At 70.6% G+C, this 25,436-nt stretch carries 22 protein-coding genes; 7 read left to right on the plus strand and 15 right to left on the minus strand.

Annotation, left to right across the window (positions count from 1 at the left end; all coding sequences use genetic code 11):
* Positions 1-4 precede the first annotated feature (4 nt).
* Both HPY32_RS45040 and HPY32_RS31260 read right to left on the minus strand, forming a co-directional pair.
* Entirely contained in the window at positions 5-2,260 is a 2,256-nt protein-coding gene (locus HPY32_RS45040) for a M20/M25/M40 family metallo-hydrolase (protein WP_082870584.1), read from the minus strand.
* Positions 2,261-2,349: 89 nt separating this feature from the next.
* Positions 2,350-3,822 (minus strand): carboxylesterase/lipase family protein, encoded by a 1,473-nt coding sequence (locus HPY32_RS31260; protein WP_067578237.1) that lies wholly within the window; start codon positions 3,820-3,822, stop codon positions 2,350-2,352.
* Positions 3,823-3,914: 92 nt separating this feature from the next.
* Here HPY32_RS31260 and HPY32_RS31265 point away from each other — a divergent pair, with 92 nt between their 5' ends.
* The gene (locus HPY32_RS31265) at positions 3,915-4,868 is read left to right on the plus strand and encodes an Lrp/AsnC family transcriptional regulator (protein ID WP_067578239.1); all 954 of its coding nucleotides are present in this window, start codon (positions 3,915-3,917) and stop codon (positions 4,866-4,868) included.
* A gap of 5 nt (positions 4,869-4,873) precedes the next feature.
* Here the strand turns inward: HPY32_RS31265 and HPY32_RS31270 are convergent, their stop codons facing one another.
* Positions 4,874-5,083, minus strand: coding sequence for a TOBE domain-containing protein (locus HPY32_RS31270; protein WP_067578241.1), 210 nt, complete (start codon positions 5,081-5,083; stop codon positions 4,874-4,876).
* 154 nt (positions 5,084-5,237) lie between these two features.
* Between HPY32_RS31270 and HPY32_RS31275 the strand changes: the two genes are divergently transcribed.
* Both HPY32_RS31275 and HPY32_RS31280 read left to right on the plus strand, forming a co-directional pair.
* Positions 5,238-5,591, plus strand: coding sequence for a hypothetical protein (locus tag HPY32_RS31275; protein ID WP_067578243.1), 354 nt, complete (start codon positions 5,238-5,240; stop codon positions 5,589-5,591).
* A 261-nt stretch (positions 5,592-5,852) separates the two neighbouring features.
* Entirely contained in the window at positions 5,853-7,091 is a 1,239-nt protein-coding gene (locus HPY32_RS31280) for a hypothetical protein (protein WP_373686683.1), read from the plus strand.
* A gap of 3 nt (positions 7,092-7,094) precedes the next feature.
* On the opposite strand, the gene HPY32_RS31285 is transcribed toward HPY32_RS31280, so the two are convergent.
* The 7 genes from HPY32_RS31285 to HPY32_RS31315 all read right to left on the minus strand — a co-directional run bounded on the left by HPY32_RS31285 (position 7,095) and on the right by HPY32_RS31315 (position 15,053).
* Entirely contained in the window at positions 7,095-7,880 is a 786-nt protein-coding gene (locus HPY32_RS31285) for an MBL fold metallo-hydrolase (RefSeq protein ID WP_231951315.1), read from the minus strand.
* A 102-nt stretch (positions 7,881-7,982) separates the two neighbouring features.
* The gene (locus HPY32_RS31290; protein ID WP_067578245.1) at positions 7,983-9,191 is read right to left on the minus strand and encodes a NupC/NupG family nucleoside CNT transporter; all 1,209 of its coding nucleotides are present in this window, start codon (positions 9,189-9,191) and stop codon (positions 7,983-7,985) included.
* Positions 9,192-9,433: 242 nt separating this feature from the next.
* The gene (gene murQ, locus HPY32_RS31295; RefSeq protein ID WP_082870585.1) at positions 9,434-10,330 is read right to left on the minus strand and encodes an N-acetylmuramic acid 6-phosphate etherase; all 897 of its coding nucleotides are present in this window, start codon (positions 10,328-10,330) and stop codon (positions 9,434-9,436) included.
* Entirely contained in the window at positions 10,327-11,193 is an 867-nt protein-coding gene (locus HPY32_RS31300; protein ID WP_098696665.1) for a MurR/RpiR family transcriptional regulator, read from the minus strand. The genes murQ and HPY32_RS31300 overlap by 4 nt, the downstream gene beginning before the upstream one ends.
* Positions 11,190-12,713, minus strand: a complete 1,524-nt coding sequence (locus tag HPY32_RS31305; protein WP_067578247.1) for a sodium:solute symporter — start codon at positions 12,711-12,713, stop codon at positions 11,190-11,192. Before HPY32_RS31305 ends, HPY32_RS31300 begins: the two co-directional genes overlap by 4 nt.
* A gap of 73 nt (positions 12,714-12,786) precedes the next feature.
* Positions 12,787-13,713: an N-acetylglucosamine kinase gene (locus HPY32_RS31310; protein WP_171983132.1), complete on the minus strand. Its 927-nt coding sequence runs from the start codon at positions 13,711-13,713 to the stop codon at positions 12,787-12,789.
* A complete protein-coding gene (locus HPY32_RS31315; protein WP_067578249.1) occupies positions 13,710-15,053 on the minus strand; it encodes an MFS transporter in 1,344 nt (447 codons plus the stop codon). Before HPY32_RS31315 ends, HPY32_RS31310 begins: the two co-directional genes overlap by 4 nt.
* Positions 15,054-15,264: 211 nt before the next feature.
* On the opposite strand from HPY32_RS31315, the gene HPY32_RS31320 reads away from it, so the two are divergent.
* The gene (locus HPY32_RS31320) at positions 15,265-16,314 is read left to right on the plus strand and encodes an MlaD family protein (protein ID WP_067578251.1); all 1,050 of its coding nucleotides are present in this window, start codon (positions 15,265-15,267) and stop codon (positions 16,312-16,314) included.
* Positions 16,315-16,318: 4 nt separating this feature from the next.
* Here the strand turns inward: HPY32_RS31320 and HPY32_RS31325 are convergent, their stop codons facing one another.
* The gene (locus tag HPY32_RS31325; RefSeq protein ID WP_156673873.1) at positions 16,319-18,559 is read right to left on the minus strand and encodes a DUF8320 family protein; all 2,241 of its coding nucleotides are present in this window, start codon (positions 18,557-18,559) and stop codon (positions 16,319-16,321) included.
* Positions 18,560-18,738: 179 nt separating this feature from the next.
* Here HPY32_RS31325 and HPY32_RS31330 point away from each other — a divergent pair, with 179 nt between their 5' ends.
* The 3 genes from HPY32_RS31330 to HPY32_RS31340 all read left to right on the plus strand — a co-directional run bounded on the left by HPY32_RS31330 (position 18,739) and on the right by HPY32_RS31340 (position 22,474).
* Complete coding sequence (locus tag HPY32_RS31330) at positions 18,739-19,221, plus strand: PaaI family thioesterase (RefSeq protein ID WP_067578256.1); 483 nt, start codon at positions 18,739-18,741, stop codon at positions 19,219-19,221.
* A 125-nt stretch (positions 19,222-19,346) separates the two neighbouring features.
* On the plus strand, positions 19,347-20,969 hold the full coding sequence (locus tag HPY32_RS31335) for a GMC family oxidoreductase (RefSeq protein WP_067578258.1): 1,623 nt from the start codon (positions 19,347-19,349) through the stop codon (positions 20,967-20,969).
* Positions 20,966-22,474: an aldehyde dehydrogenase family protein gene (locus HPY32_RS31340; RefSeq protein WP_067578260.1), complete on the plus strand. Its 1,509-nt coding sequence runs from the start codon at positions 20,966-20,968 to the stop codon at positions 22,472-22,474. Before HPY32_RS31335 ends, HPY32_RS31340 begins: the two co-directional genes overlap by 4 nt.
* A gap of 6 nt (positions 22,475-22,480) precedes the next feature.
* Here HPY32_RS31340 and HPY32_RS31345 read toward each other — a convergent pair whose 3' ends face one another.
* The 4 genes from HPY32_RS31345 to HPY32_RS31360 all read right to left on the minus strand — a co-directional run bounded on the left by HPY32_RS31345 (position 22,481) and on the right by HPY32_RS31360 (position 25,433).
* Positions 22,481-23,023, minus strand: coding sequence for an LOG family protein (locus HPY32_RS31345; RefSeq protein WP_067578262.1), 543 nt, complete (start codon positions 23,021-23,023; stop codon positions 22,481-22,483).
* A gap of 34 nt (positions 23,024-23,057) precedes the next feature.
* Entirely contained in the window at positions 23,058-23,321 is a 264-nt protein-coding gene (locus HPY32_RS31350) for a GlsB/YeaQ/YmgE family stress response membrane protein (protein WP_067578264.1), read from the minus strand.
* 261 nt (positions 23,322-23,582) lie between these two features.
* A complete protein-coding gene (locus HPY32_RS31355) occupies positions 23,583-24,173 on the minus strand; it encodes an HdeD family acid-resistance protein (RefSeq protein ID WP_067578267.1) in 591 nt (196 codons plus the stop codon).
* Positions 24,174-24,410: 237 nt separating this feature from the next.
* A complete protein-coding gene (locus tag HPY32_RS31360) occupies positions 24,411-25,433 on the minus strand; it encodes an AraC family transcriptional regulator (RefSeq protein ID WP_067578269.1) in 1,023 nt (340 codons plus the stop codon).
* Positions 25,434-25,436 lie beyond the last annotated feature (3 nt).

A 25,436-nucleotide genomic window follows, 5' to 3' on the forward strand; every position in this document is an offset into this window, starting at 1 on the left:
CGCGCTACAGGCCCGGTACCCGGCCGAAGACGATGGCCTCGCTGTCCTGCCGGAAGAAGATGTCCGGCGGGACGGTACCCAGTGCCGCCAGCTTCGAATCCGGGAGATAGGTGCGGTCGAGCACGGTCAGCGGCAGCGGCCCCGCGGGTGCGGTGAGGTCGATGTCGATGCCCTCGGCGGGTGGGGCGTAGAACAGCACGCCCCGCCTCGGCACCGGCGTGAATTCCCGCCCGGCCACGCGCAGCGACCGCACCTCGGTGTCGTAGCGCAGCTCCAGGGCGGTCGCACCGCGCGGCGAGCGCACGCGCAGCCGGACCGTTCGCTGACCGGATTCGGTGCTGTCGGACACGATGTCGACGATCGGCGCGGGCAGCGCCTGCGCCGGGGCGGGGCGGCTGGCGACCGCCTGCGGCAGCAGCTCGGCGAACTGTCCTGTGGGCGGGTGCTTGTCGAGGAAGCCACCGGTCCAGCGATTGGGCGCGGTACGGGACATCCACCGTGCCTCCTGCCGGTCGGCGTCCAGCGCGTACACCAGCTGCGACATCAGCGGGTGCCGGTCGTCGAAGCGGTCCACCGCCAGCCCGGCCGCGGTCGCGGCGACGGTGAGCAGCACCGCCGTCGCCGGAATCAGTGCGACCCGCCGCCGCGGCCACGCCTGGGCGAGCGGCAGCAGCAGGAGGCCGCCGAGCAGGGCCAGGGTGGGAGCCGCCAGGTACGGCGCGCCAGAAATCCCGGCCGCCAGCGCCGTCCAGACCGTGCCGCCGACCTGGACCGCCGCCGGGATCAGCGACAGCGTCAACACGGGCAGCCGCCAGGCCCGCGGCAGCACGAGGGTCGCCGCGACACCCAGGGCCGCAATGCAGGTCGGGATCACGAAGACCACCGCCGCGGTCGGCGCGAGGGCGGCCGCCGCCGCGCTCACCACCGCCGCCGACGCCAGCAGGCCCACATGCGCGGCCGTCGGGCCGAACCATCGCCGCGACAGCAGAAATCCCGCGATGAGCACCGCGACGGCCAGCACGACCACCGCCGCGTAATAGCACCCGGGCCGATACGGATCACCGAACAGCGGCCGATAGTCGGGCCGGACGGCCAGCACCGCCGCCCACAGCCCGTACACCGCCGCCATGGTGATCGGCACGGCGGCGAATGCCGTTGCCGCAGCGCCCACTACGCCCCGCACCGACGCCTCGCCGGACCTGCGCACCTGGACGATCACCCACACCACCGCCAGCAGCGCGAGCACGGCGAGCGCTATTACCGCCCACACCGGAATCATCAGCAGCGGCCCGAACGGCAGCGAGAGGTAGGCGCGATTCGGTTCGTCCGCGGCGGTGAGGTCCCGGCCGCCGAATTCCCGGGCGAGCGCGAGGGTGTTGTCTCCCATCCGCTGCACGGTCGCCGGATCCACGTGCGCCGGATCGTCGAAGGGGTTGTGGTAGTAGGCGCTTCGCTGCGCGTAGGCCCAGTCCAGCACGCGCAGGCCGCCGGGCTGGAACGCGGCGTAGTCGGTATTGCTCGAGGTCTGGTCACCGGCGAGCGCGGTCGACAGCGAATCGGTGTTCGGATACGGCGCGCTCGCGGCGACCGCGTCGATCAGGCGGCCGTCCGGGCGGGTGGTGCGCCACAGCACCGGGGCGCCACCCGCGCCGCGGGCCTCCAGATTGACGACCACCCCGCCGCGCAACTCGTCTCGATGCGCGGCGACGTACGCCTCCGCGCCGAGCGTTCCGTTCTCCTCGCCGTCGGTGAGCAGGACCACGACGGAATTGCGCGGGGTGGCATGGGCGGCGCGCAGCGCGCGCACCGTCTCCAGAATCGTCGCCACGCCGACCCCGTCGTCGTTCGCGCCGGGGCCGGAGGGCACCGAATCGTAGTGTGCCGTCAGGAACACCGTTCCGGTGGGCGCGCTGCCCGGTATGCGGGCGACGATATTGTCCACCCGGCCCATGGCCATCACATCGCGATGGAACGCCTCGGGCCACCGGCCGACGCCGCTCTGAATCTCGGTGTCCAGACCGAGGTTTCGCAGCTCGCCCACCAGATGGTCACGGACCCGGTCGTGTTCGGCGCTACCCGCCGGATGCGGCCGGGCGGCAATGGCCGTCACCGTCCGCAATGCCCGCTCGGCGCTGAATGTATCGGCGGGCGCGGATGCCGGGCGGTGTCCGTGCGGTTGCTGAGCCCATGCCGTCGCGACCGCCACGATCATCAGCACGGCGAAGGCCGCGACACCCGATATCCGTGGTCCAAAGCGCATACCGCGATCTTAGGGGTGATTTCCGGGCGGAAGCTTCGGCCGTGTGCCCCCAGTTCCGGTGTCTCACCACCCGGTTCCGGTCGATTAGCTCACCGGTCGAACGGCCGGACATCGGCGGGGGAGCGGTACGGCTGCCACGTCCGGAGGCCGGGGCCGTTCGGGGAACCGGTCGCCACGAATGCCGCCAGCGCGCCGCCGAATGCCGTCGCGAGGGCGTGGTCGGCCGCGCTTACCGTGCCGAGCATCGGCGCGTTCGGGTAGGCGTCGAAGGTGCCGAACAGGAACGGCAATTCGGCGCAGTGCACGGCGCCCAGCTCGTAGAGGTCCGGGACGGGTCGGCGGCCGAAACGGTAGATGTGTGCCGGATTGCCCTGGGCCGCAACGAGAGCGGCGAACTCGGCGGCGGGTTCGCTGCTGAAGCGGTCGGTCGCGACGGCCGTCAGCACCGCGGCCGGGTCGGCATCCGGGTGTGCGGCTTCGTATTTCGCGTACCGCTCCGCGCCCGCGCCGTCGGTGAGGCCGTCGAGAATGCGGACCGCCTCGTCGCGGGTGGCGGTGCGGACCATCGGATTGAACGCGTAGAAGGAGGCCATTTCGTCGTCGGTGGTGCCGAGCAGCACGTCCTTGTCGGCCAGCGCGCCGCGCGCCACCGCGTCCCGGAAGGGCTCGGGGTGTCCCGCACCGCCCAGCACCGGATACAGGGCCGGTGCGACCGAGCCCGGTCGCGCGGTCGCCGCAGCGAGCCGGGCATTGGCGGCCAGTAACCGGCTCACCGGCAGTTCCCGAAGCCGTTTCGCCACATCGGAATTCGCGGCAATACCCAGGATCTCGAGATACGCCGCGACCGTCGGGGCCGCCTCGGCCGGGGTCGGCGACGACAGGCCCCACGGCCCGGACTGCCCGATCACGCGGCGCACCAGGGGAGCGGTCGCCGGATCGGTGGCCAGCGCCATGGCCGAGAACGCACCGGCCGACTGGCCGCCCACGGTGATCCGGCCCGGATCGCCGCCGAACGCCGCGATGGTGTCGGCCACCCAGCGCAGCGCGGCGGCCTGGTCCTGGGAACCGAGATTGTCGGCCCCGATCTCGGGCAGGTACAGATACCCCAGCGGCCCGAGCCGGTAGTTGGCGGTGACGACCACGATGCCGCCCAGCGCCGCCAGCCGGGCCCCGTCGTACCAGTCCCAGCCGCCGCTGCCGCTGGTGAAGCCGCCGCCGTGGAACCAGAGCAGCACCGGCCGCGACGCATCCGGCGCGGCGTCGGGGGTCCAGACGTTCAGGGTCAGGCAGTTGTTCTCGGCCCAGTTCGGCACCCGGGTGCCCGCCACGGCCTCCAGCCGCGACGGCCACTGCGGCGCCGCGGGACCGGCCGCGGCGGCGTCGCGGATGCCGGTCCACCCCGAATGCGGTTGCGGCGCGGCGAATCTCAGATCTCCGACCGGCGCGGCGGCGAACGGGATGCCGCGGAAGGCGAATGCGCCCGCGGCCGTCGCCACGCCGCGCACCGCACCCGAGGCCGTCTCGACGACCGGCCGCTGCCGACTGTCCGAAAGAGTGCTCATGACAGAGGTCTACCGCCCGATGGTCCAACGCGGACATGGTTGCGCACTACTTTGCGGATAGTCCGACATCGCCGGGCATGAGACAGTGGATTATGCGACAGAGGCTCGACCCGACCGAGCAGCGGCTGGCCGCCGCCCTGCTGGCCGCCCCGCGCGCCTCCTGGCGCACCCTCGGTCGCTGCCTCGGCCTGTCCGAGCGCACCGTCCTGCGCCGGGCCGCCCCGCTCTACGCCGACGGGACCCTGCGCGCCACGGTGGTGCGCAATCCCGCGTGCTTCCCGGCGCTGACACCGGTGGCGCTTCGAGTTCGCTGCCGCCCCAATAGAATCGGCGCGGTCGCCCGCGCCCTGGCCCGCCGCCCGGACACCGTCTGGGTCGAAATCCTCGGCGGCGGCGACGAACTCGGCATCGTGGTCTTCCTCGACGACCCCGCCGCCCGCAATACGCTGCTGCTGCGGGACCTGCCCGCGACCTCCGCCGTCGACTCGTGGACCGCGCAGAATCTGTTGCGGGTCTTCCCGACCGCCTTCGAATGGACCGGCGGGCTGCTGTCGGACACCGAGATCGCGAGCCTGAGAGCCCTTCGGCCGCAGCCGATTCCGGGTCCACCGCCCGCCGTCGACCACGACCTGCTCGCGGCCCTCACCGCCGACGCCCGTTCGGGCTACGGCGAATTGGCCGCCGCCACCGGCATGACCGCCGCCACCGCCCGGCGGCGGCTCGAGGCCCTGCTGCGCGGGCAGGTGATCCGCGTCGCCACCGAGCTCGATCTCGCCCTGCTCGGTGTGCACGCCGAGGCCCTGCTGTGGCTGACCGTCCCGCCCGGCGACCTCGAACACGCCGGGCGGACCCTGAGCGCACACCCCAGCGTGCGCTTCGCCGCGGCCACCACCGGCGCCACGAACCTGCTCGTCGCCGTCGCCGCGGCCGACCTCACCGGCCTGTATGCCTTCCTGACCGACACGCTGGGCACGCTCGGCCGGTCGACCAGCGTGGAGACGGTGCCGATCCTGACCACCGTGAAGCGGACCGGGTTGATGCGGTGACGCGGCTACTCGATGCCCAGGGTGACCTCTGTCGACTTGATCAGGACCTTGACCTGGGCGCCCTCGGCCAGGCCGAGGTCTTCGACGGCATCGCGGGTGATCGAGGAGGTGATCTCGTCGCCGCCGGTCAAGCGGACCCGCACCACCGCCATCGCCTCGCCGCGGGTCACCGATAGGACGGTTCCGTCGAGCTGATTTCGTGTGCTCAGTCGCATGCCGGTGAGCCTACGCAGGACGGCGCGGAACCGGACGAGTGTGACGAAGGCGTGTCGAATCTGAGAGAAATCATAGGAACGGCACAGGTTGCCACCAGGAGCGTTGGGCAGGCTCGACACAGACGGATGCTCTCGACGACAAGTGAGGTGCGCGATGGTCGAGTTCGAGCTCACGGGAACGACGGTGACGGTGCACGTGCAGGGCGCGCACCGATTCCTGTCGCTGCGCGAGGAACTGCGCTTCGACCTGTCGAACATCACCGCGGTCGTCCCGGCCGAGGTGGACCGCCGCCCGCCGTGGGTGCGCACCCCCGGCACGTTCTTCCCCGGCGTCATCGCCGCGGGCACCTTCCGCGGCAAGGGCCGCAAGGAATTCTGGGACACCCTCTTCGACGGCCGCGCGGTCCGAATCGAACTGAGCGGTACCGATTTCACCCGCCTCGTCGTCGACGTCGACGACATCGAGGCGACCATGGGACTGCTGCGCTCCGATGCGGCGGCGGCTTAGTCGCGATGGTCCGACTTGCCCTGATGCCCGGGCGTGTGTGCCCCGATGGCCCCGGCGTGCTTTTGGCCGGGGCATAACGGGCGAACTGTACTGTCACACTGCTGACTTGCGGTTGCCGCCTTCGGCGTGTCGTGCGCGCCACGCCGACACGAGGCCCGAATCGGCAAATCTACAGTTTCGCTAGCGGCACCGAATCGACTATTAATGTCCTGTGCCGTTCCCACTCGTGATCATGTATGCGCCACCGCATCTGACTGGGCGGTGGTCCAATTGACCATCGAACAACCCGCGGGCGACGACGTCGCGCAGTTGGCGAAGCGGGTCGAAAAGGCCCGCGGGCGACTGGCGTACCAGTTCGACCCGGCGCTGACGGAGGCGCTGTCGGAAGGTGAGCTACAGGCCGAACGCGATCTGGCCGAGCGCATTCGCGAGCAGGAACGCGATCAGCGCTGGAAGAACGTGCAGGCGGCGGCCTCGGCTTCCGATCGCGCCCGGCAGACCTCCGAAGCGATCGCGAAGGCCGACATGCGTGATCTCTTGATGGCCCGCAGGGCGATCGCCGCACAGCGGCGCGAATCCAGTCCGCACGCCAAGCTCGCCTCGCTGTACCGGCACCGCGCGTGGTCGCTGCGGTCGCTGGCCGGCGTCGTGATGGTGGGCATGCTGTGGTCCGCCGTCAACGTCCAGCACAATATCGCGCCCGGCGGCCCCGGCGACCCGCTGTACTGGTTCAGCTACCTGCTCGAAGGCATGATCAGCGTCTGCCTCGTCATCATCATGATCGGCACCAACAAGGTCGCCGAGTGGGGAATCCTGGACAGCCGCAAGCAGGTTGCCGCCGCCGAACTCGCCCTGCTGGCGCTCACCGTCGGCCTGAACACCTACCCGTATCTGCGCTCCGGCTCGTGGTACGACGTGGGCGTGCACGCCGTGGCGCCGGTCATGATCGGTGTGGCGCTGCTGGTGCACGACGCCGCCAGCCACCGCTACGGGCAGGCCATCGTCCGTGCCACCGAACAGATTCAGGACCTGCCCGACCCGGCCGAGCAGATCCGGCGCACCCTGCCGACGTTCGTGAGCTTCATCCGCCAGAGCGCCCCGGACACCCGCCCCGGCCCCGCGCCGCTGCCCGCGCTGCCCAAGGCCCCCGCCCCGGAGCAGCCGGAGGAGGCCGAGGCCGCCAAGCCCGAGGTGAGCGACGCCGAAACCGTCGAGCCGACAATCGAACCCGACATCTGGACCCCGAAGTCGACGGCGACCACCACCAAGAGCTGGCGCGCCGACGGCAAGGACAGCGCCCCGGCCAACGGCAAGAAGGACAAGCCGAAGGACCCCGAGCCCGACCCGACGACCGACCCCAGCCTCTACGACACCGGCCAGTTCCGGATCGCCGAGACGCTGGAGCAGGAACTCGCCGAGCTGCGCGCCGAGCGCCGCCGCGCGCGTGCGGAGAAGAAGCGCACGGCGTCGTCGGTCAACGGCAATGGATTGGACGACTGACGGTCAGGTGAGGTTGTCGAAATCGCCGCTCACCCAACGGATGTGGCGTTCCGCGGAGCGTTGCACAATGGTTCGGGCGTCGGTATCGATGGTCATGCCGAAGTTGTCATAGAGCCGGTCGAACTCGAATTCGGCGACGGTGTCGGCGACTCGGCGGACCACCGCCGCCGACAGCGGGATGCGGTTGGGGTAGCTCCGCATGAACGACACCGACATGCGATCCGGATTCGCCTTGACGGTGTCGGCGCTGAACAGTGCTCCCCGGCCGTTCGCCCCGGCCGCCCAGTGCGCCACCGCGCTGCCGGGGAAGTGCCCGCCCACTTGGCGCAGGGTGAGACCGGGTAGCAGATCGACTCGGCCGGACCAGGATTCGACGACCGGATCCGGGCGCGCCACCCATTCCAGATCGGACGCTGCCACCAGCACCGGCACCCCGCCCAGCGCCCGACTCCACTCGACCTGCGCGCCATAGTGATGCGGATGGCTCGGCACGATGGCCACGACCTCGCCGAGTTCCCGCACCAGCCGCGCGGCCTGCTCGTCGACGTAGCCGGTCACGTCCCACAGCACAGTGCCCGCGGGAGTCCGCAGCAGATGCGACTGCTGGCCGATGCCGAAGTGCGGCTCGACGGTGAGGCCGAACAGGTCCGGCTCCAGCTCCCGCAGCGCCACGCGATGGCCCGCGGCGGCGAGCTCGTCGAGGGTGACCCACTCCTGGCCCTGGGCGGGCACCCACTGCCGTTCGTCGGCGCAGATGCGGCAGATCTCCGCCGCCGCATCGTGTTCCACGCCGCACGTTCTGCAAATCTTCCACACGGTAGTCTCCCGATTCCCGTACACCCGTCTCTTGCAACGGAATTACCGATCGGAGAATTTCCGAACGAGACGAATTCAGCTGAGCAGGCCGACGATGGTGGCGCTGATGAAGCTGACCAGGGTGGCCGAGTAGAGCAGGCGCAGGCCGTGTTGCGCCACCACCAGGCCCTGCTTTTTGTTGATGCTGCGCACCGCGCCGATGAGGATGGCAATGCTGGAGAAATTCGCGAACGACACCAGATAGGTGGACACGATCGCCATCGAGTGCGGGGACAGCCCGTGCTTGTTCTCGTGCAGCTGGGTCATCGCGACCATCTCGTTGGACACGAGTTTGGTGCCCATGAACGTTCCCGCGTCGGCGGCCTCGTGCCAGGGAATCCCGGTCAGAAATGCCAACGGCGAGAATACATGACCCATCACGTCCTGGAAGGTGGTGCCGTGGAACAGGGCCGCGAAAATGCCGTTCACCATTGCCAGCAGCGCGATGAAGCCGATCAGCATGGCCGCCACCGTGAACGCCACCCGGAAGCCGACGAGAATGTAGTCGGTCAGCATTTCGAAGAACGACTGCGACCGGTGCTCGTCGTCGCGCGGCTCCGCCAGCAGCTCGGCGTCCTCCTCGGCGGTCACGGTGTAGGGGTTGACGAGCGAGGTCACCGCGAAGACGCCGACCAGGTTCAGCACCACGGCCGCGACCACGTAGCGCGCGTCGATGAGCTGCATGTACGCGCCGAGGATGGCGGCCGAGACGGTCGACATCGCCGAGGCCGCAAGGGTATACATGCGCTGCGGGGGGATGCGCTCGAGCATGCTGCGCAGCGAGATGAACACCTCGGACTGGCCCAGGATGAGCGAGGCCACCGCGTTGAAGGACTCGACCTTGCCGAAGCCGTTCACCCAGGACAGCGCCAGGCCGAGATATTTGATGATCAGCGGCAGGACCCGAATGTGTTGCAGGATGCCGATCAGCACCGACACGAACACGATGGGCATGAGCACGGAGAAGAAGAACGCCGGCATCGTGCCGACCTTGGTCAGATCGCCGAACACGAACTGGGTGCCCTGCGCGGCATATCCGAGAATGTGCGCGAACCCGTCCCGGATCGCCTTGATCAGCGCCGTGCCGACGCCGGTCTTCAGCATCAGGAATGCGAGCACGAACTGCACCGCGATCAGCAGCGCGACCCGAATCAGTTTCTTCCCCGCGGCCCGGTGGTCCATGCTCGGTAACCACGCGAGCAACAGAAAGGCCACCAGGCCGACAATTCCCATGACGTACTGCACATTAACCTCCGCCGATGCCACTGCCCCCGCACATTCGGCAGGCAAGATCGCTGGCGAATACGCTACCGATCCCCACCCCCTCCGATACACCGAACCACCACATGTCGTTCATTTTCCGCATCGGTTATGATCCCGGCCAAAAGCCCGCCGGGATCAAGGGAGCCGGCCCGCCGGGATGACGGCAGTACTCTCGTCTTCCCGGCAGGCTGACTCTCTTGTTCCCGGCGTGCTTTTGGCCGGGATCAATCCGGGACAGCGCGGCGCACAAACCCTCCTGCGCCCGCGAGGAGGCGGCGGGCCTGGGTGGCGTCGACGCCTACCAGGTGCATGACTATGGCGGTTTTGGGGTGGCCGTCGGCGGCGTCGAGAAGGGCTGCGGCGGTGGCGCAGTCGACGCCGGTGGCCTGGGCGACTATGCGGCGGGCGCGGTCTACCAGTTTGGAGTTGGACGGGACCATGTCCACCATCAGGTTGCCGTATACCTTGCCGGAGCGGACCATGACCGCGGTCGAGAGCATATTGCAGACCAGCTTCTGCGCGGTGCCCGCCTTCAGGCGGGTGGAACCGGTCAGAATCTCGGGGCCCGTGTCGATTTCGATGCCGATGTCGGCGCACGCGGTCAGCTCCGCGTCGCGATTGCACGACACGGCCACCGTTCCCGCGCCGATCGACCGCGCGTACCGCAGCGCGCCGATGGCGTAGGGGGTGCGCCCGCTCGCGGCCAGTGCCACCACCACGTCGGCGGCGATCAGCCCGACCGCGGCCAGATCGATGGCCGCACGGTCCGGATCGTCCTCGGCGCCCTCCACCGAATGCGTCAATGCCTGTGCGCCACCGGCGATGAGGCCGACCACCTCGCTCGGATCGGTGCCGAAGGTGGGCGGGCACTCGGCGGCGTCGAGCACGCCGAGCCGACCGCTGGTGCCCGCCCCGACGTAGATCAACCGGCCACCGCGGGCCCGGGCCGCGACGATCAACTCCACGGCCCGCGCGATGTCGGGCACGGTGGGCGCCACCGCGGGCGCCACCAGGGCGTCCTCGGCATTCATAATGCGCAGCAATTCCTCGACGGGCATGGTGTCCAGGGTGGTGCTCCGCGGGTTGGGGGTCTCGGTCGTGCGCGCACCGATGTCGCTCACGTCGCCTCCTTGCTGCGCCGATCCGCTACTGCCTCGTGGGTGCGCCGCAACGCGGTCACCGCCGACGGCGTGCGTTGCAGCACTCCTATATACAGGGCGTCGACGACGAGCAACTGACACATCCGGCTCGCCATGGCCGCGGAACGGAAGCCGTCCTCACGCCCCCCTACCACGATGGTATGCGTCGCCACGCGGGCCAGCCGGGACTGGGCGCCCGCGGTCACCGCGACGGTGGTCGAGCGCGCGCCCGCCCGCCGCAGCGCCTCCACGATCGCGGCGGTCTCCCCGGAATGGGAGAAGGCGACCGCCACATCCTCGCTCTCCAGCAGGCTGGCCTGCACCAGCGCGTCGTCCTCGGAGGTGCTGACCCGGCACCAGCGCCCGATGCGGGTCAGCTTCTGCTCCAGGTCGGTGGCGACCAGCCCGGAGGCGCCGATGCCGATCAGCTGGATGCGGCGCGACCGGACCAGGGCCTGCACCACCGCGGTGAGGGTGGCCGGGTCGGCCTGCTCCGCGGTGGCGACCATGCCCTCGGTCTCGAAGGCGGTCAGCTTGTGCAGCACCCGCCCCAGGCTGTCCTCGGCGGTGATGTCGGAGGCGAACACGGGCGTGCCCGGTTCGGCGCCGGTGGCCGCCAGGGCGAGCCGCAGCTGCGGATAGCCTTCGTAGCCCAGCGATTTCGCGAGCCGGACCACCGCCGAGGTACTGGTGGCGGCGCGGTCGGCGAGCTGGTTCACGGTCAGCTGCGCGGTCCCGGGCGGGTCGTGCAGGATCACCCGCGCGACCCGCAGCCCGGTCGGTGGCAGCCGCGGCATCGCCGTCAGCAGGCGGGTTCGGACGTCGTCATCGTCGAGATGATTCACCAGTGTGCCTCGGCCGGTTCGGGTTTCGTGGGGGCAGCATGGAATCTACTCGCCATTCCCCCGACGGCGAGCGTGACGAGCACACCGATCGGCACCAGCCACTGTGCGGCGACGCCCTTCTGGACGACCGTGACGCCGACGGTGACGTCGATCTTGACCGCGCGCACCACGACCGCCATCACCGCCACTGTCGCCACGAAGGCCACGATCGCGTCGAATTCGTTGGCGCGCCGCACGAGTCGCCCGAGCAGGAACGCGCCGAGCAGGGCGCCGTAGGTGTACCCGGCGATGGCGAGCGCGGTGAGATACACATTGCCGGTGGTGGCGCTGAAGCCCATGGCGAACACCGCCATCAGCACCGCCCACACCAGGGTCATGATCCGCCCCAGCCGCAGCAGCATTCGATCGGGGATGTCCCGCCGCGAGAAGCTGCGGATGATGTCGGCGACCGTCGAGTTGGCCATCGAGTTCAGTGCCGCCGACAGCGAACCCATTGCGGCGCCGAGTATTCCGGCCACCAGCAAGCCCGAGATCACCACCGGCAGCTGGTGCAGGATGAAGTCGGGATACAGATCGTCGGAGGTGGCCAGGCCCAGCTGCTTGGGGCTGCGTCCCTCGTGGTAGGCCCACAGCAGCGCGCCCACCGCCGAGAACGCGGCGAACTGCACCGCCACGAACACGCCGGAGCCGATCATGGCCCGGCGGCCGTCGCGCAGCGACCTCGTCGCCAGAATGCGCTGCACGATCAGCTGATCCGAGCCGTGCGAGGCCATCGAGAACAGCGCGCCGCCGATGATCGCCGTCGGCAGGGCGAAGCTCGAGGTGAGGATGTGCGCCGCGCCGAAATCGGTGTCGAAGAGCCGGAATTTGCCCGCGTGCAACGCCTTCGACCAACCGGTCGCGCCGACATGGCCGCTGAGCACCGCGAGCGCGATGAGCGCGCCGACCAGGTACAGGCCCAGCTGCAGCGCGTCGGTCCAGATCACCGCCTTGATGCCGCCCAGGTAGGTGTAGACGACGGTCAGCACGGTCAGCGCGACGATGATGACGTCGTAGCCCAGGTGCAGCCCGAACTCGTTGAGCAGCAACTGCAATGGGATCGCCGAGGCGAACAGCCGCACGCCCTCGGCGAGCAGCCGGGTGACCACGAACGTCACCGCCGCCACGCCCTGCAGGTAGCGCCCGAACCGCAGCCGCAGATACTGGTAGGCGCTGACGAATCCGCCGCGCTTGTACAGCGGGATCAGCGCCAGCGCGACGACGCTGCGGCCGATGATGTAGCCCAGCGCCAGTTCCACATTGCCGAACGCCTGGTCGGTGTAGGCGCCGCCGGGGATGGAGATGACGGTGAGCACGCTGGTCTCGGTGGCGACCACCGACAGGCACACCGTCCACCACGGCATCCTGTTCTCGCCGACGAAGTAGTCGCTGCTGGAGCGCTGTTTTCCGGAGCGGCGCAGGCCGATTCCCGCGACCACGACGAGATACACCGCGATGACGGCGACATTGAGTGCGTTCATCGCGACTCTCCGGAAGGGCGGTGACAGGCGTGTAACTTATTGTCGGCCGAGATCCGTTGTCTGTCAATGATTGTCAAGTACACCGGATCACCTGCGTTTCCAGGACGGTCGTGGTATCGGAGGCGAGCAGCGCGGCCCCGTCCACGGGATCTCCGTGCGGTCTGCGGTGGTGCACCACGGGCGCGATGGCGCGGTTGAGCGGATCCGTCAGGGCCACACCGAGTTTGGTCAGCCCACCGATGATGGTGTACGGCACCGGCGGCCGCAGCCCGCAGCGCTCCACGGCGGCGAACACGGTGCGCGCCAGCGCCTGTGCGGCCTCGCCCATGATGGCCGCCGCGGTCTCGTCGACGGCGGCGGCCTCGGCCACGATCGGGGCGAAGCGCGCGGCCAGCAGCGTCGGATTGTCCTGGCCGCCGAGGTGGCGGGGCAGCTCGTCGGGCGAAATGCCGTAGCACTCGCTCACTTTCGCCTCCAGCACGGTGCGCGGGGCGCGCCCGTCGTGGGCGCGCAGCACGGCGCGCAGGCCCTCGGTGCCGATCCAGCCGCCGCTGCCCTCGTCGCCCAGCAGCGGGCCCCAGCCGTCGATCCGCACGAAGCGCCCGGTCTCGTCCACGGCCGTCGCGACCGCCCCGGTGCCCGCGGCCAGCACCACGCCGGGGCTGCCGCCCAGCGCCCCGACGTGCGCGGTGACGGCGTCGGAGGTGACGGCCACCGACAGCACGCCCGGCAGTTCGGCCAGCTGCCGGGCCAGCCGCGCGGCCGCCTCGGGCGCCGAGGCCGCGCCCGCGCTGCCCACCGAGATGGTGAAATCCGGTGGCAGATCCACGATCTGGGTGATGACCTCGGCGATGGCGCGGGCCGCCGCCGACACCCCGTTCACCGCCGCGAGTCCGGGCGCACCGGCGGTCTCGGCGTAGTCCTTCTGCACGCCGTCCAGGCGCAGCGAGCCCCGGCAGCCGGTCTTGCCGAGGTCGATCGCCAGGATCGCGGGGATCACGACGCGACCTCCACCGGTGTCGCCGAAGCTGTGTCCGCTCCGGACACCGCCCGCAGATCCCGCCGCCGGGTCTCGCCCGCCCACGCGAATGCGGCGATGGTGCACGCGAGTGCCAGGCACAGCAGCAGCGCCACCGGCAGCGTCGACGAATACCGGTGCAGCAGCGCGATACCGGCGATCGGCGCCAGCGAGCCGCCCACCACGGTGGCCAGCTGATAGCCCAGCGAGGCCCCGGTGTAGCGCACCTCGCTGGGGAACAGCTCGGCGAAGAACGGCGCCTGCGCCCCGGTGAGCAGGCCGTGCAGGGTGAGCCCGACGACGATCACCGCCACGATCACGCCGAACCGGCCGCCGCTCAGCCAGGGCAGCGCGAGCAGCGCCCACGCCGCGATGAGCACGGCCAGGATCACGCTGGAGATCCGGCGCCCGTAGCTGTCGGACAGGACGCCGCCGCCCACCATGGCCGCGGCCTGGAAGAAGGACGCGATGGTGATCGCGGTCAGCGCGGTGGCCTTCGGCACGTGCACCACCTGCGTCAGGTAGGTGAGCAGAAAGATGTTGAAGGTGTAGTAGGTGGCCTTCTCGCCCACGTCGGCGAGGGCGGCCAGGAGCACCGGCTTGCGGTGGTGGGCCAGCACGGTCCGGATCGGCGCGCGGCCGCCGTCGGCCTGCCGCCGGGCGGCGTCGAGAAAGATCGGCGATTCCTCCACCGAGTGGCGCAGCCAGATCCCCACGGCCACCAGCACGATCGACAGCAGGAACGGAATGCGCCAGCCCCACTGCTGGAACTGGCTGCCCGTGATGCCGAGGCCGAGCACCGCCAGCACGCCGGTTGCGATGAGATTGCCCAGCGGCCCGCCGGTCTGCGGCCAGCTGCTCCAGAATCCGCGGTGGCGGGCCGAGCCGTGCTCGGCCACCAGCAGCACCGCGCCGCCCCACTCGCCGCCCAGCGCCAGCCCCTGGATCAGCCGCAGCACCACCAGCAGGATCGGGGCCGCGACGCCGATGGTGGCGTAGCCGGGGATCAGCCCGATCGCCACCGTCGCCGCGCCCATCACCACCAGGCTCAGCGACAGAGTCCGCCGCCTGCCCAGCCGATCCCCGAGATGCCCGAACAGCACCCCGCCCAGCGGCCGGGCGGCGAAACCCACGGCGTAGGTGACCATCGCCAGCAGTACGCCGGTCAGCGCGTCGCTGCCGGGGAAGAAGACCTTGTCGAACACGAGGGCCGCGGCGAGTCCGTACAGGAAGAAGTCGTAGAACTCGATCGTCGTCCCCGCCACGCTGGCGGCGACGATGCGGGCGAAGCGGGCGCGGGAGCCCGGATTGGGTGGAGCCATGGGTCGACTATGCCGGGCTGTTGTCGGCATCGGGCCGGTTCGCGGGCCCCGATTTCGGCGGTCTCGGTGTGGCGGTGGCGGCGGGCGAGGCTTCCCGGTACTCTCCACGCGGTAGCTGAATCATTGCCATTGATCGGGTTTTCGCGGAAAGTTCGAGGAGGCGTGGTTTGCTCGCACGTATGCCGGTATCGCCCGCGCCGGGGGCGGTCCGATGCTGAGGGGGCTGCGTCGGCCGGTGCTGGGTTTCGGTGCGTTCGTCGTGGTTTCGTTGCTTCTGATCGCGGTGATGTGGAATACGCTGGCGCACAGCGTCTCGGGTCCGACCGACCGGTACTCGGCGGTGTTCACCGATGTGCTGGGCCTGCGGGCCGGTGACGACGTGCGGATGGCGGGGGTGCGGGTCGGCGCGGTGGACGCCATCGACCTGATCCGCGACCCGAAGACGCATCGGTACCTGGCCCGGGTGACGATGCGGGTGCAGCGCACGCAGACCCTGTACGGAACCACGAAAGCCCTTGTGCGCTACCAGAATCTGATCGGCCAGCGGTACGTGGCGCTGGCGCCGGGCGACAAGGGCGATCCGGCCCCGCTGCGCGCGGGCGCCTCCATCCCGCCGGAGCGCACCGAGCCCTCCTTCGATATCTCCGGTCTGCTCAACGGTTTTCAGCCTTTGTTCGAGAATTTGCAGCCCCAGCGGGTGAACGAGCTGTCGGAGACGTTCGTTCAGGCGCTGCAGGGAGACCGAGTCTCGTTGAGCTCCTTCATTGTTCAGGCCGCGGCGGTGGCCGCCGACTTCGAGCGCCGCGACGCCATCCTGGCCGACGTGATCGCCAACCTCTCCGGCACCATGCGCGGATTGGCCGCTCGCGGAGACGAATTGGAGACGCTGGTCACCCAGACCCGGGCGCTCGTCGAGGGCCTGTACGAGCAGGGCAGGTCGCTGCAGAGCGCCACCGTGCAGATCGCCGCGGGCGCGGACTCGATGGTGCGGGCGGTCGCCTCGGCACAGCCCAAAATCGCACCGGCACAGCGGTCCGTGCGCGACGCGCTGACCCTGCTGCTGGACAACGGCGCGAAACTCGACCAGGCCGCGGTGGACCTGCCGGGCGCCCTCGCCGATCTCGGCAACGCCACCCAGCTGGGCGCCTACAACGAGGCCTACATTTGCAGCCTGGACATCTCCCTCTACGGCATCCTGTTCCCGCGCGGGCTGATCTCCCTGATCGGCGGCCCGTCGCACTCGGCGGTGTGCCGCCCCTGAGCGGTCAGCGGGCCGGTTCGGAGCGCTCCGAATCCTGGTGGGCGGGAATGATTTCCGAGGTCCTGGCGACCGCGCCGGTCGGGTCGACCTCGATGCGCCGGTAGCGGTCGGGCGCGGACACCACCACCGTGGCGACGGTGTCGCGGCCCGGCGGCAGCGCGCGCACGGTGACCCGCCCCGCGCGGGTGGTGTCGAGCTCGGCCACCGCGGTCTCGATCACCAGGGCACGGACCCGGTCGGCGACATCGCCGAGGCCGCCGTCGTCGAACACCGTCACGTCGATACCCCGCCGCCGCGCCCGGCGGGCGGCCCGCACGAACTCCGGCACCGCGAATCCCGGGGCGCGCAACCGATCTCGCAGCTGCGCCTCCAGCAGGCGGCACTCCTCGACGGCGGCCGCCGACAGCGGGCGGCCCGCGGCGATCCGCTCCAGCACGGGGCGGGCGGTGCGGTCCAGATAGGCCAGTTGCCGTTCGCGTTCCCGGCTCAGCGCCGCGGCCCGTGCCTCGGCGCCGGCGTGGGCGGCCACCACCGCGCGGGCGGCGTGGAAGGAGCTCAGCGTCGGGCGCAGCGACGCGGTCAGCACCCCGGCCGCCACCACCGTCTCCGCGGGCGAGGCCAGCGCGTCCAGCATTCCGCCGATCCCGCCCCCGGCCGCCAGGATCGGCACGGCCACACCGGCCAATCCGACTGCGGCGGGCCCGATCCGGCTCCGGATGGCGATCACCGCCAGCGAATAGGAGTAGGCGACCGCGATCCAGAACACGTGGTACAGCGGCGTCGTCCCCGCGTAACCGGCGATGGTGAGGGCGGCCGCGATCGGACCCACCGCCACCGCGAGCCAGGTCACGGGCCACGACAGCGGGTCGGCCCGGGGCGCCAGCACGGCCACGCCCGTCAGCGCGGTCAGGCCGTAGGCCACCGCCGCGAGCATCGGATCCGTGCCGTAGTCCAGCTCGCCGAGCATCCACAGCACGATCGCGAGCAGCAGCAGGACCAGCAGCGCGGCCCCGGCCGGGCTGTGCGCGTTGATCAGCGCGGGCAGCGCCGGTTCGGACGGATCGGCGTGCGTCCAGCGCAGCGTGATCGTGGTGCCGCGGCCGGGCCGGGTCTCGACGACGGCGTCGCCGCCGCGCAGCCGCCGCATCCGACCGAGAATGCTGTGGCGCACGCCGAGCCGGTCCAGCGCCACCCGCGCCGGATCGAATCCCACACCGTCGTCGGTGAATCGGACGCTGGCGCCGCCCTCGTCGACCACGACGGCGACCCGGCGCGAGACCGCGCGTCCGTCCGGTGCGGCGTGCCGCACGCTGTTGCGGGCCGCCTCGCCGAGCGCCGCCGCCATCGCGGTGACCACGTCGCGGGGCAGGCCGAGGGTGCCCGCGTCGCGGGCGATGCGGGCGCGGACCGCGATCGAGGTATCGACCTCGGTGACCGCCTTGCTGAGCGCGGCCAGCGCGGCCGGGATCGTCATCGGCCGATCGGCGGCGCGATCGTCGCCGATCTCCGCCAGCTGCCGCAGCGTGCGTGCGGCCGCGCGGGCCGCGCCCGGCCCGCCCGCGGCCCGCGCCGTTTCCAGCAGGGTGGCCAGGACGCTGTCGTGGATGAGTCCGGCGAATCGCGCCTGCTCCTGATCGGTCGCCTCGATGGTCGCCGCCACCGTCGCCTGCCGGACCGCGATGCCGGTCGCCTCGTCGAGCCGCCCCGCGGCGTGCAGCACGCGGGCGGCGATCGCGGCGAAGAACCCCTGCGCGAGATAGGTGCGCAGCAGGCTCTGCCCGAGGCTGTGCACCCCCGGGCCGCCGGACACGTAGAGATCCACCGCCACCCCCAAAGTGCCCGCCGCCAGCAGATACACCGGCCATGCCCGCGGCCAGGCGAGCACACCCGCGACGGTGGTGACGGTGACCAGCGGCGGCAGCCAGGTGCCCTCCGGGGCGAAACACGCGTACCGGCAGGCGAGCGGCAGGGCGCCCACGCAGAGCGGGAAGGTCGCCGCCAGCGCGAGCGCCGTCCGCCGGACCGCGACGACGCCGCCGCGCAGGCCCGCGCCCGCCAGCGCGCCGCTGGTGGTTACCAGCGCGACGACCGCGACCGGTGTCCACCACGGGCTCACGATCTGGGCCTGCCGCAGGATCATCGGCAGGTGGGCCACCACCCACAGCACCCCGCCGACGCCGACCGCCGCCCCGATGGACCGCCGGGCACGGTCGTACGCGCGCATACTCGTTCGGTCGCTTGCCACGGTGCCCCCCGTGTGGACCTCGGTCACCACCATGAATCACCCGTCGTCCTCGACGTCGTCTTCCATGGTATTCATCGCCGGATCGGCGGCCAGTGCAGCACTTCTCCGAAAAACGATGTCGAACTGGCCGTTTGCGCGCGTGTTGACACCGTCGACGCGCGAAACATACCGTCGGGCACGTGACATCGACGTTGCCCGAGGACCACACCGGCGCCTCGCTGCCGCCGCATCAGGACCGCTGTTTCGGTTGCGGGCCGGGCAATTCCGCGGGGCTGGGCATCGCCTTCACCCGCGCGCAGGACGGGATCGTCGGCGTGCTGACGCTGGACGAACGGCATCAGGGCGCGCCCGGTGTGGCGCACGGCGGCGTGGTGGCCGCCGCCCTGGACGAGACCGCCGGTTCGGCGCTGCTGCCGCTGGGTCTGCCCGCTGTCACCGCGCAGCTCGACGTCTCCTATCACGCGCCGGTGCCGATCGGCCGCACGCTCACCGTTCGCTCGCGGCTCGACGAACGCGCGGGCCGCAAGCTGCGCATCACCGCCGAACTGGAACTGGACGGTTCCGTCGTGGCCCGCGCCCGGGTCCTGTTCATCGAGGTCCCGGCCGAACATTTCCTGGCCAACGGCGCCGCGCCCGGCGACCTTCCGGCCCTGGGCATCTGACACCGACCCACCACGCCGCCCGATGGCCCACCGATAGTCCCGATCGACCCGTTCCGGGCGAAGGACCGGCGTCCTCGCGTGACAATGGGTGAGGTCGTGCTGTGCGCGGGCATTGGAGGGTCACCATGACCGATCGAGAATCCTTCGACTACATCATCGTCGGTGCCGGAAGCGCGGGATGCGTGCTCGCCCACCGGCTCACCGAGGACCCGGCGGTCTCGGTCCTGCTGCTGGAGGCGGGCCCCGCGGACGACGCCGACGAGATCCACATCCCCGCGGCATGGGGCACACTCATCCGCACGCACTGGGATTGGCGCTACGAGACCACGCCGCAGAAGCAGCTCGGCGGGCGACGCGCGTACTGGCCGCGGATGAAGGCGCTCGGCGGATGCTCGTCGATGAACGCCATGATCTACATCCGCGGCAACCGCGCCGACTACGACGGCTGGGAGCGCGATTACGGCGCGACCGGCTGGAACTACCGGGATGTGCTGCCGTACTTCGTGAAATCGGAGACCAATACCGGGCTGCGCACGGCGTATCACGGCACCGCCGGACCGCTGCACGTCGAGAACCGGCGCTACACCCACGAACTCACCGACGCCTGGGTGTCGGGCGCGGTCGCGGCGGGCCTGCCGCGGACCGACGACTTCAACGGCCCGAATCAGCTCGGTGTCGGCCGCTATCAGGTCACCAATCGGAACGGACGGCGCTGGTCGACCGCGGACGCCTATCTGCGCCCGGCCCTTTCGCGCCCGAACCTCACCGTCCGCACCGGCGCGCACGCCACCCGCGTGCTGCTGGCGGGCCCCCGCGCGATCGGCGTCGCCTACCTGCGCGACGGCGCGGAGCACGCGGCATACGCCGACGGCGAGGTGCTGCTGTCCGGCGGTTCGATCAATTCGCCGCAGCTGCTGTTGCTTTCGGGCATCGGTCCGGCCGCGCACCTGCGCGAGACCGGCATCGACGTGGTGGTCGACCTGCCGGGCGTCGGCGAGAACCTGCACGACCACCCGGTCACCCCGATGCTGTGGTTCACCCGCGCCACCTCCGATCTGGCCGCGTTCGAGACGCCGCTGCGGCTGGCGCAGTGGCAGGCGCTGGGCCGGGGCCCGCTGGTGTCCAATATCGGCGAGGGCGGCGGATTCACCACCGTGACAAGCGATTCGGGCGCGCCTGACATGCAGTTCCACGTCGCCCCGACGGCGTTCTACGACAACGGGCTGCACGAGAACATCGCGCCGATGTTCACCGCCGGCGCCACCCTGGTCGAGGTGCACAGCCGCGGCCGGGTGCGGCTGCGGTCGGCGGATCCGCTGTGGCAGCCCGAGATCGACCCCGGCTATCTCACCGATCCGCGCGACCTGGACACGCTGCTGGCGGGCGTGCGCCTGCTGCTGGACATCGCGCGGCGGGCGCCGCTGGCGAAATACCTGGAGCGGCCGTATCTTCCGGCCGCCGACGCCGTCACCGAGGACGGGCTGCGCGCCCACGTCGAACGCTGGACCCAGACGCTGTTCCATCCGGTCGGCACCTGCGCCATGGGCTCCGGCGAAACCGCCGTCGTGGACCCGGAACTGCGGGTGCGCGGCGTGGACAACCTGCGCGTCGTGGACGCCTCGATCATGCCGCGGGTCGCGCGCGGCAACACCAACGCCCCCACCGTCATGATCGGCGAGAAGGCCGCCGATCTGGTTCGCGGCCGGACGGCCGCGACCGTCCCCGCTGCGAAGGAGAGCGGCCGATGACCTCCCTGCACGAGAACACCGCCGTCACCCCGCTACCCGTGTTCGAGGTGCGCAACCCCGGCACCGGCGAGGTGGTCGGCAGCTATCCGATCCAGTCCGCGGCCGATGCCGTCGCCGCGGTCGAGCGGGCCCGCGACGCCTTCCGATGGTGGTCCGGGCTCGGTTATGCCGGTCGCGCCGAACGGCTTTCGCGGTTCGCCGGGGTGATCGCCCGGCGGCTGCGGCAGCTCGGCGCGGTCATCCACGACGAGACCGGCAAGCCGTACTCCGATGCCGCGCTCGAGGCGGCGCTCGTGCTCGACCATCTGAAGTGGGCGGGCCGGAACGCGCCGAAGGTGCTGGGCCGCAGGCGCGCTCGGGTCGGGCCGCTGACCTTCAACCACGCCGCCTCGATCGAGTATCGGCCGTTCGGGGTGGTCGGCGTGATCGGGCCGTGGAACTATCCGGTGTTCACCCCGCTCGGCTCCATCGTGTACGCGCTGGCGGCCGGGAACGCGGTGGTGTTCAAGCCGAGCGAGTACAGCCCGGGCGTGGGCCGGTGGCTGGTGGACATGTTCGCGGAGGTGGTGCCGGAACAGCCGGTGTTCCAACTGCTCACCGGCGACGCGAGCACCGGCGCCGCGCTGTGCCGCGCCGGGGTCGACAAGGTGGCCTTCACCGGATCCACCGCCACCGCGAAGAAGGTCATGGCCGTGTGCGCGGAGTCGCTGACCCCGATGGTCGCCGAATGCGGCGGCAAGGACGCGCTGCTCGTGGACGCCGACGCCGATATCGATGTCGCGGTGGACGCGGCGCTGTGGGCGGGCATGGCCAACGCCGGGCAGTCCTGCATCGCGACCGAACGCGTCTACGTGCACCGGCAGGTATACGACGAGTTCGTGGACAAGCTCACCGGCCGGGCCCGGCGGCTGCGGGCCGGGATCGACGACGCCGCCAAGATCGGCCCGATCACCATGCCGAAACAGGTGGGCGTGATCCTGCACCACCTCGAGGACGCGGTGGCCCGCGGCGGCCGGGTGCTCACCGGCGGGGTCGCGGAGATCTCCGGTCAGGTGGTGCAGCCGACGGTGCTGGTCGACGTGCCCGAGGACGCCCTGGCCGTCACCGAGGAGACCTTCGGGCCCACGCTGACCGTCGCGCCGGTGGCGGATATGGACGAGGCGGTCGAGCGCGCCAATGCCGTTCGCTACGGGTTGTCGGCGGTGGTGTACTCCAAGGCCCGCGGCGGCGAGCTGGCCGACCGGTTGCGCGCCGGAATGGTCAGCGTGAACGCGGTTTTCACCATCCCGCAGATTCCGTCGCTGCCGTTCGGCGGGGTGGGCGACTCCGGCTTCGGCCGCATCCACGGACCGGACGGGCTGCGCGAGTTCACCTACGCGCATGCGGTGGCGCGGCAACGGTTCGCGCCGCTGATGGCGCTGACCACCTTCGACCGCACCGCCAAGGCCGACGCCGCCATGGCCAAGATCATGACGATCCTGCACGGGCGCCGGCACCTGGGCTGAGCGCGGTCAGCGCGCGTCGGCGCCCGCGGCCTCCAGGTAGGCCAGGGCGTCGGCGGGCGTGTCGGCGAAGTGGACCAGATCGGTCAGCGGGCGCGGCAGGAAGCCCTCGGCCTGCATGCGCTCGAGCTGCCCGCGCAGGCCGTCGTAGAACCCGGCGGTATTGAGCACCACCACCGGCATCCGGTTCAGCCCATGCTTTTTCAGCTCCAGGATCTCGGTGGCCTCGTCCAGCGTGCCGGTGCCGCCGACCAGCACCACCACCGCGTCGGCCAGGGCGAGCAGCCGTGCCTTGCGCTCGCCCAGGTCGGCGGCCACGATCATCTCGTCGGCATTCGGCCGGGCCTTGTGGGCGAGGAATTCCACCGAGACGCCGACCAGGCGCCCGCCGGACTCCTGCACGCCGTCCGCGACGACCTTCATCAGCCCCGCGTCGGTGCCGCCCCACACCAGGGTGTGGCCGTCCTTGCCGAGCAGCTGAGCGAACTCGCGCGCCGCCGCGGTGTAACGCGCGTCGAGATCGGCCGCGGACAGAAAGACACAAATCCTCATACAGTCACTGTATGTGGCGGGGGCAACGCCTTTTTCAGGCTCGGGCGCGGACGAACTTGTAGATCACCAGGAGGATGACGGCGCCGACGATGGCGCCGAGGAACGAGTGCTGGACGGGCGGGTGGACGCTGAACTTGTGCGGCGCGAACACCATGCTGCCGAGGGTGCCGCCGACGTAGCCGCCGATCACACCCAGCACGATCGTGCCGAGAATGCCGAAATTTTCCTTACCGGGAACGAGTAGGCGGGCAACCGCGCCGGCGATGAGTCCGATGATGATCATCGTGATGATGCCCATGATGTGGCTCCTCGAGGCAGGGAGTATCAGCACAACGACGGTAGCAGGGAATGACGGGAATCAGTGGGCCCCGGCCAAAAGCACGCCGGGGCCTGAGTGAAGCTTGCACGCCGGGGCCTGAATGACGCCTGCACGCCGGGGCCTGAATGACGCCTGCACGTCGGGGCCTGGTACCCGTCGGCCCCGGTGCGGCCGGAACTCGTAGGCCCCGGCACAGACGGAACCCGTCGGCCCCGGCATGCTTTTGGCCGGGGCCGACGGTCACAGATTGGTCGGTACCTTCTTTGCGGTGGTGCGGACCTGGAAGGCGTAGATCACCTCCATGACGCCCATGAAGATCAGCCACCAGCCGACCACCAGGGTGAGCACCGCGATCGAGTGGATGGGCCACAGGACCAGTGCGATACCGCCGAGCACGAGCAGGATGCCGTAGAAGACGGTCCAGCCCCGGCCCGGCAGGCCGCGGGGCGCCTCCGCCCCGACGACCAGTCCCGCGATCCCGCGGAACATCCAGCTGATGCCGACCCACAGCGCCAGCAGCACGATCGAATCGCCGATGCTGCGCAGGCAGAAGAAGGCCAGGATGAACGACAGGATGCCGCTGATCAGCGACATCGCCCGCCAGCCGCCGCCGACGTGCGGACCGAATGCCGCGACCACCTGCAGAATGCCGGAGACCAGCAGGTAGACACCGAAGAGAATGCCCGCCACGACGAGCGTCGGACCGGGCCAGACCAGAACCATGATCCCGATGACCACCGACAGAATGCCGATGACCAGCAGGGACTGCCACGCGCCGCGGGCCAGTAGATACAGCGGACCCTCGTGAACTCCTTCTGTGCTGGTTGTCATGGCCGCAGCATAAGACGACCAAGAGCGTTAGCCCCTGATTTGCCGGATGACGAACAGGTCACAAGTCCCGCGCAAGAGGGGCCTTCCGTCCCGTTCCCGGCATGCTTCCCGTCCCGTTCCCGGCCCGCTTCCCCGTCCCGTTCCCGGCCCGCCCTCTCCTCTTGTTCCCGGCCCGCCTTCTCCTCCTGTTCCCGGCATGCTTCTCGTCCCGTTCCCGGCATGCTTTTGGCCGGGACCTCACGCCCGAGCCGAGACCCGCCCCCTGTTGGCCCGCCCGAACACCCCCGGCGACTGTCCCTTCCACGCGCGAAAGGCGGCGGTGAACGCCGATACGCTGGCATACCCCAACCGCTCGGCCGCCTGTTCCACGGTGAGCCCCGCGACGAGGAGTTCCTCGGCGAGCAGGCCGACGGTTTCGTTGCTCAGTTCGCGAAAGGTGGTGCCCTCCTCGGCAAGTCGGCGGCGCAGCGTGCGCACGCTGACGCCGAGCGCGGCGGCGATGTGCGACTGATCGGCGTAGCGCCCGCGCTGGACGAGCAGTTCGCGCACCCGGCCGCCGATCCCGCTCCGCTCGCGGCGGCGCTGGATCAGCTCGGCGCACTGCTGCTCGTAGAACCGTGCGGTCGACGAATTGGCCTGCGGCAGTGGGGTGTCGAGCGTGGTGGCGTGCCACACCAGCATGGAGCGCGGCGCCTCGAACACGATCGCATCGGAACCGAAGACGGCGCCGAACATCTCGTACACCGGATGCGGCCGCAGCGCGACCTCCGCGCGCAGCGCGGGCACCCGCACCGGGATCAGGTCCTGCTGGATGGTGACGATCGCCGCGATATCCCGTTCCAGGACGAAGCGTTTCAGATCGTCGGGCACGGCCTGGTCGTCGCGCACCAGCCGCAGCTCCTCGCCGTGCCTGTCCAGGCGGTAGCGCGCGGCGGTGAACAGCAGGTCGGCGTGGCGCAGCGCGATCTCGACGGCCCGGCGCAGGGTGGGCGCGCTCATGACGGCGAACCCCAGCACCCCGAGACTCGGTGGGTGACACAGCAATCCGGCCATCAGGCCCAGGCCGGGCTCGTCGTGCACCTCGGTTACCACATTGCGGGTGAGCGCCATCTCCTGCGCGAGGGTGATCTCCCCGTTCGGGTCGCGGAGCTGATCCTCCCGAATGCCGGTGTGCCGCAGGATGGTCGGCAGCGCCGCGCCCCGCGAGACGGCGAAGTCGGCCAGCATGGCCGCACCGGTGATCGCCCGCGGTGTCGGCACGGG

This window comes from Nocardia terpenica (assembly GCF_013186535.1).
Lineage (GTDB): Bacteria > Actinomycetota > Actinomycetes > Mycobacteriales > Mycobacteriaceae > Nocardia > Nocardia terpenica.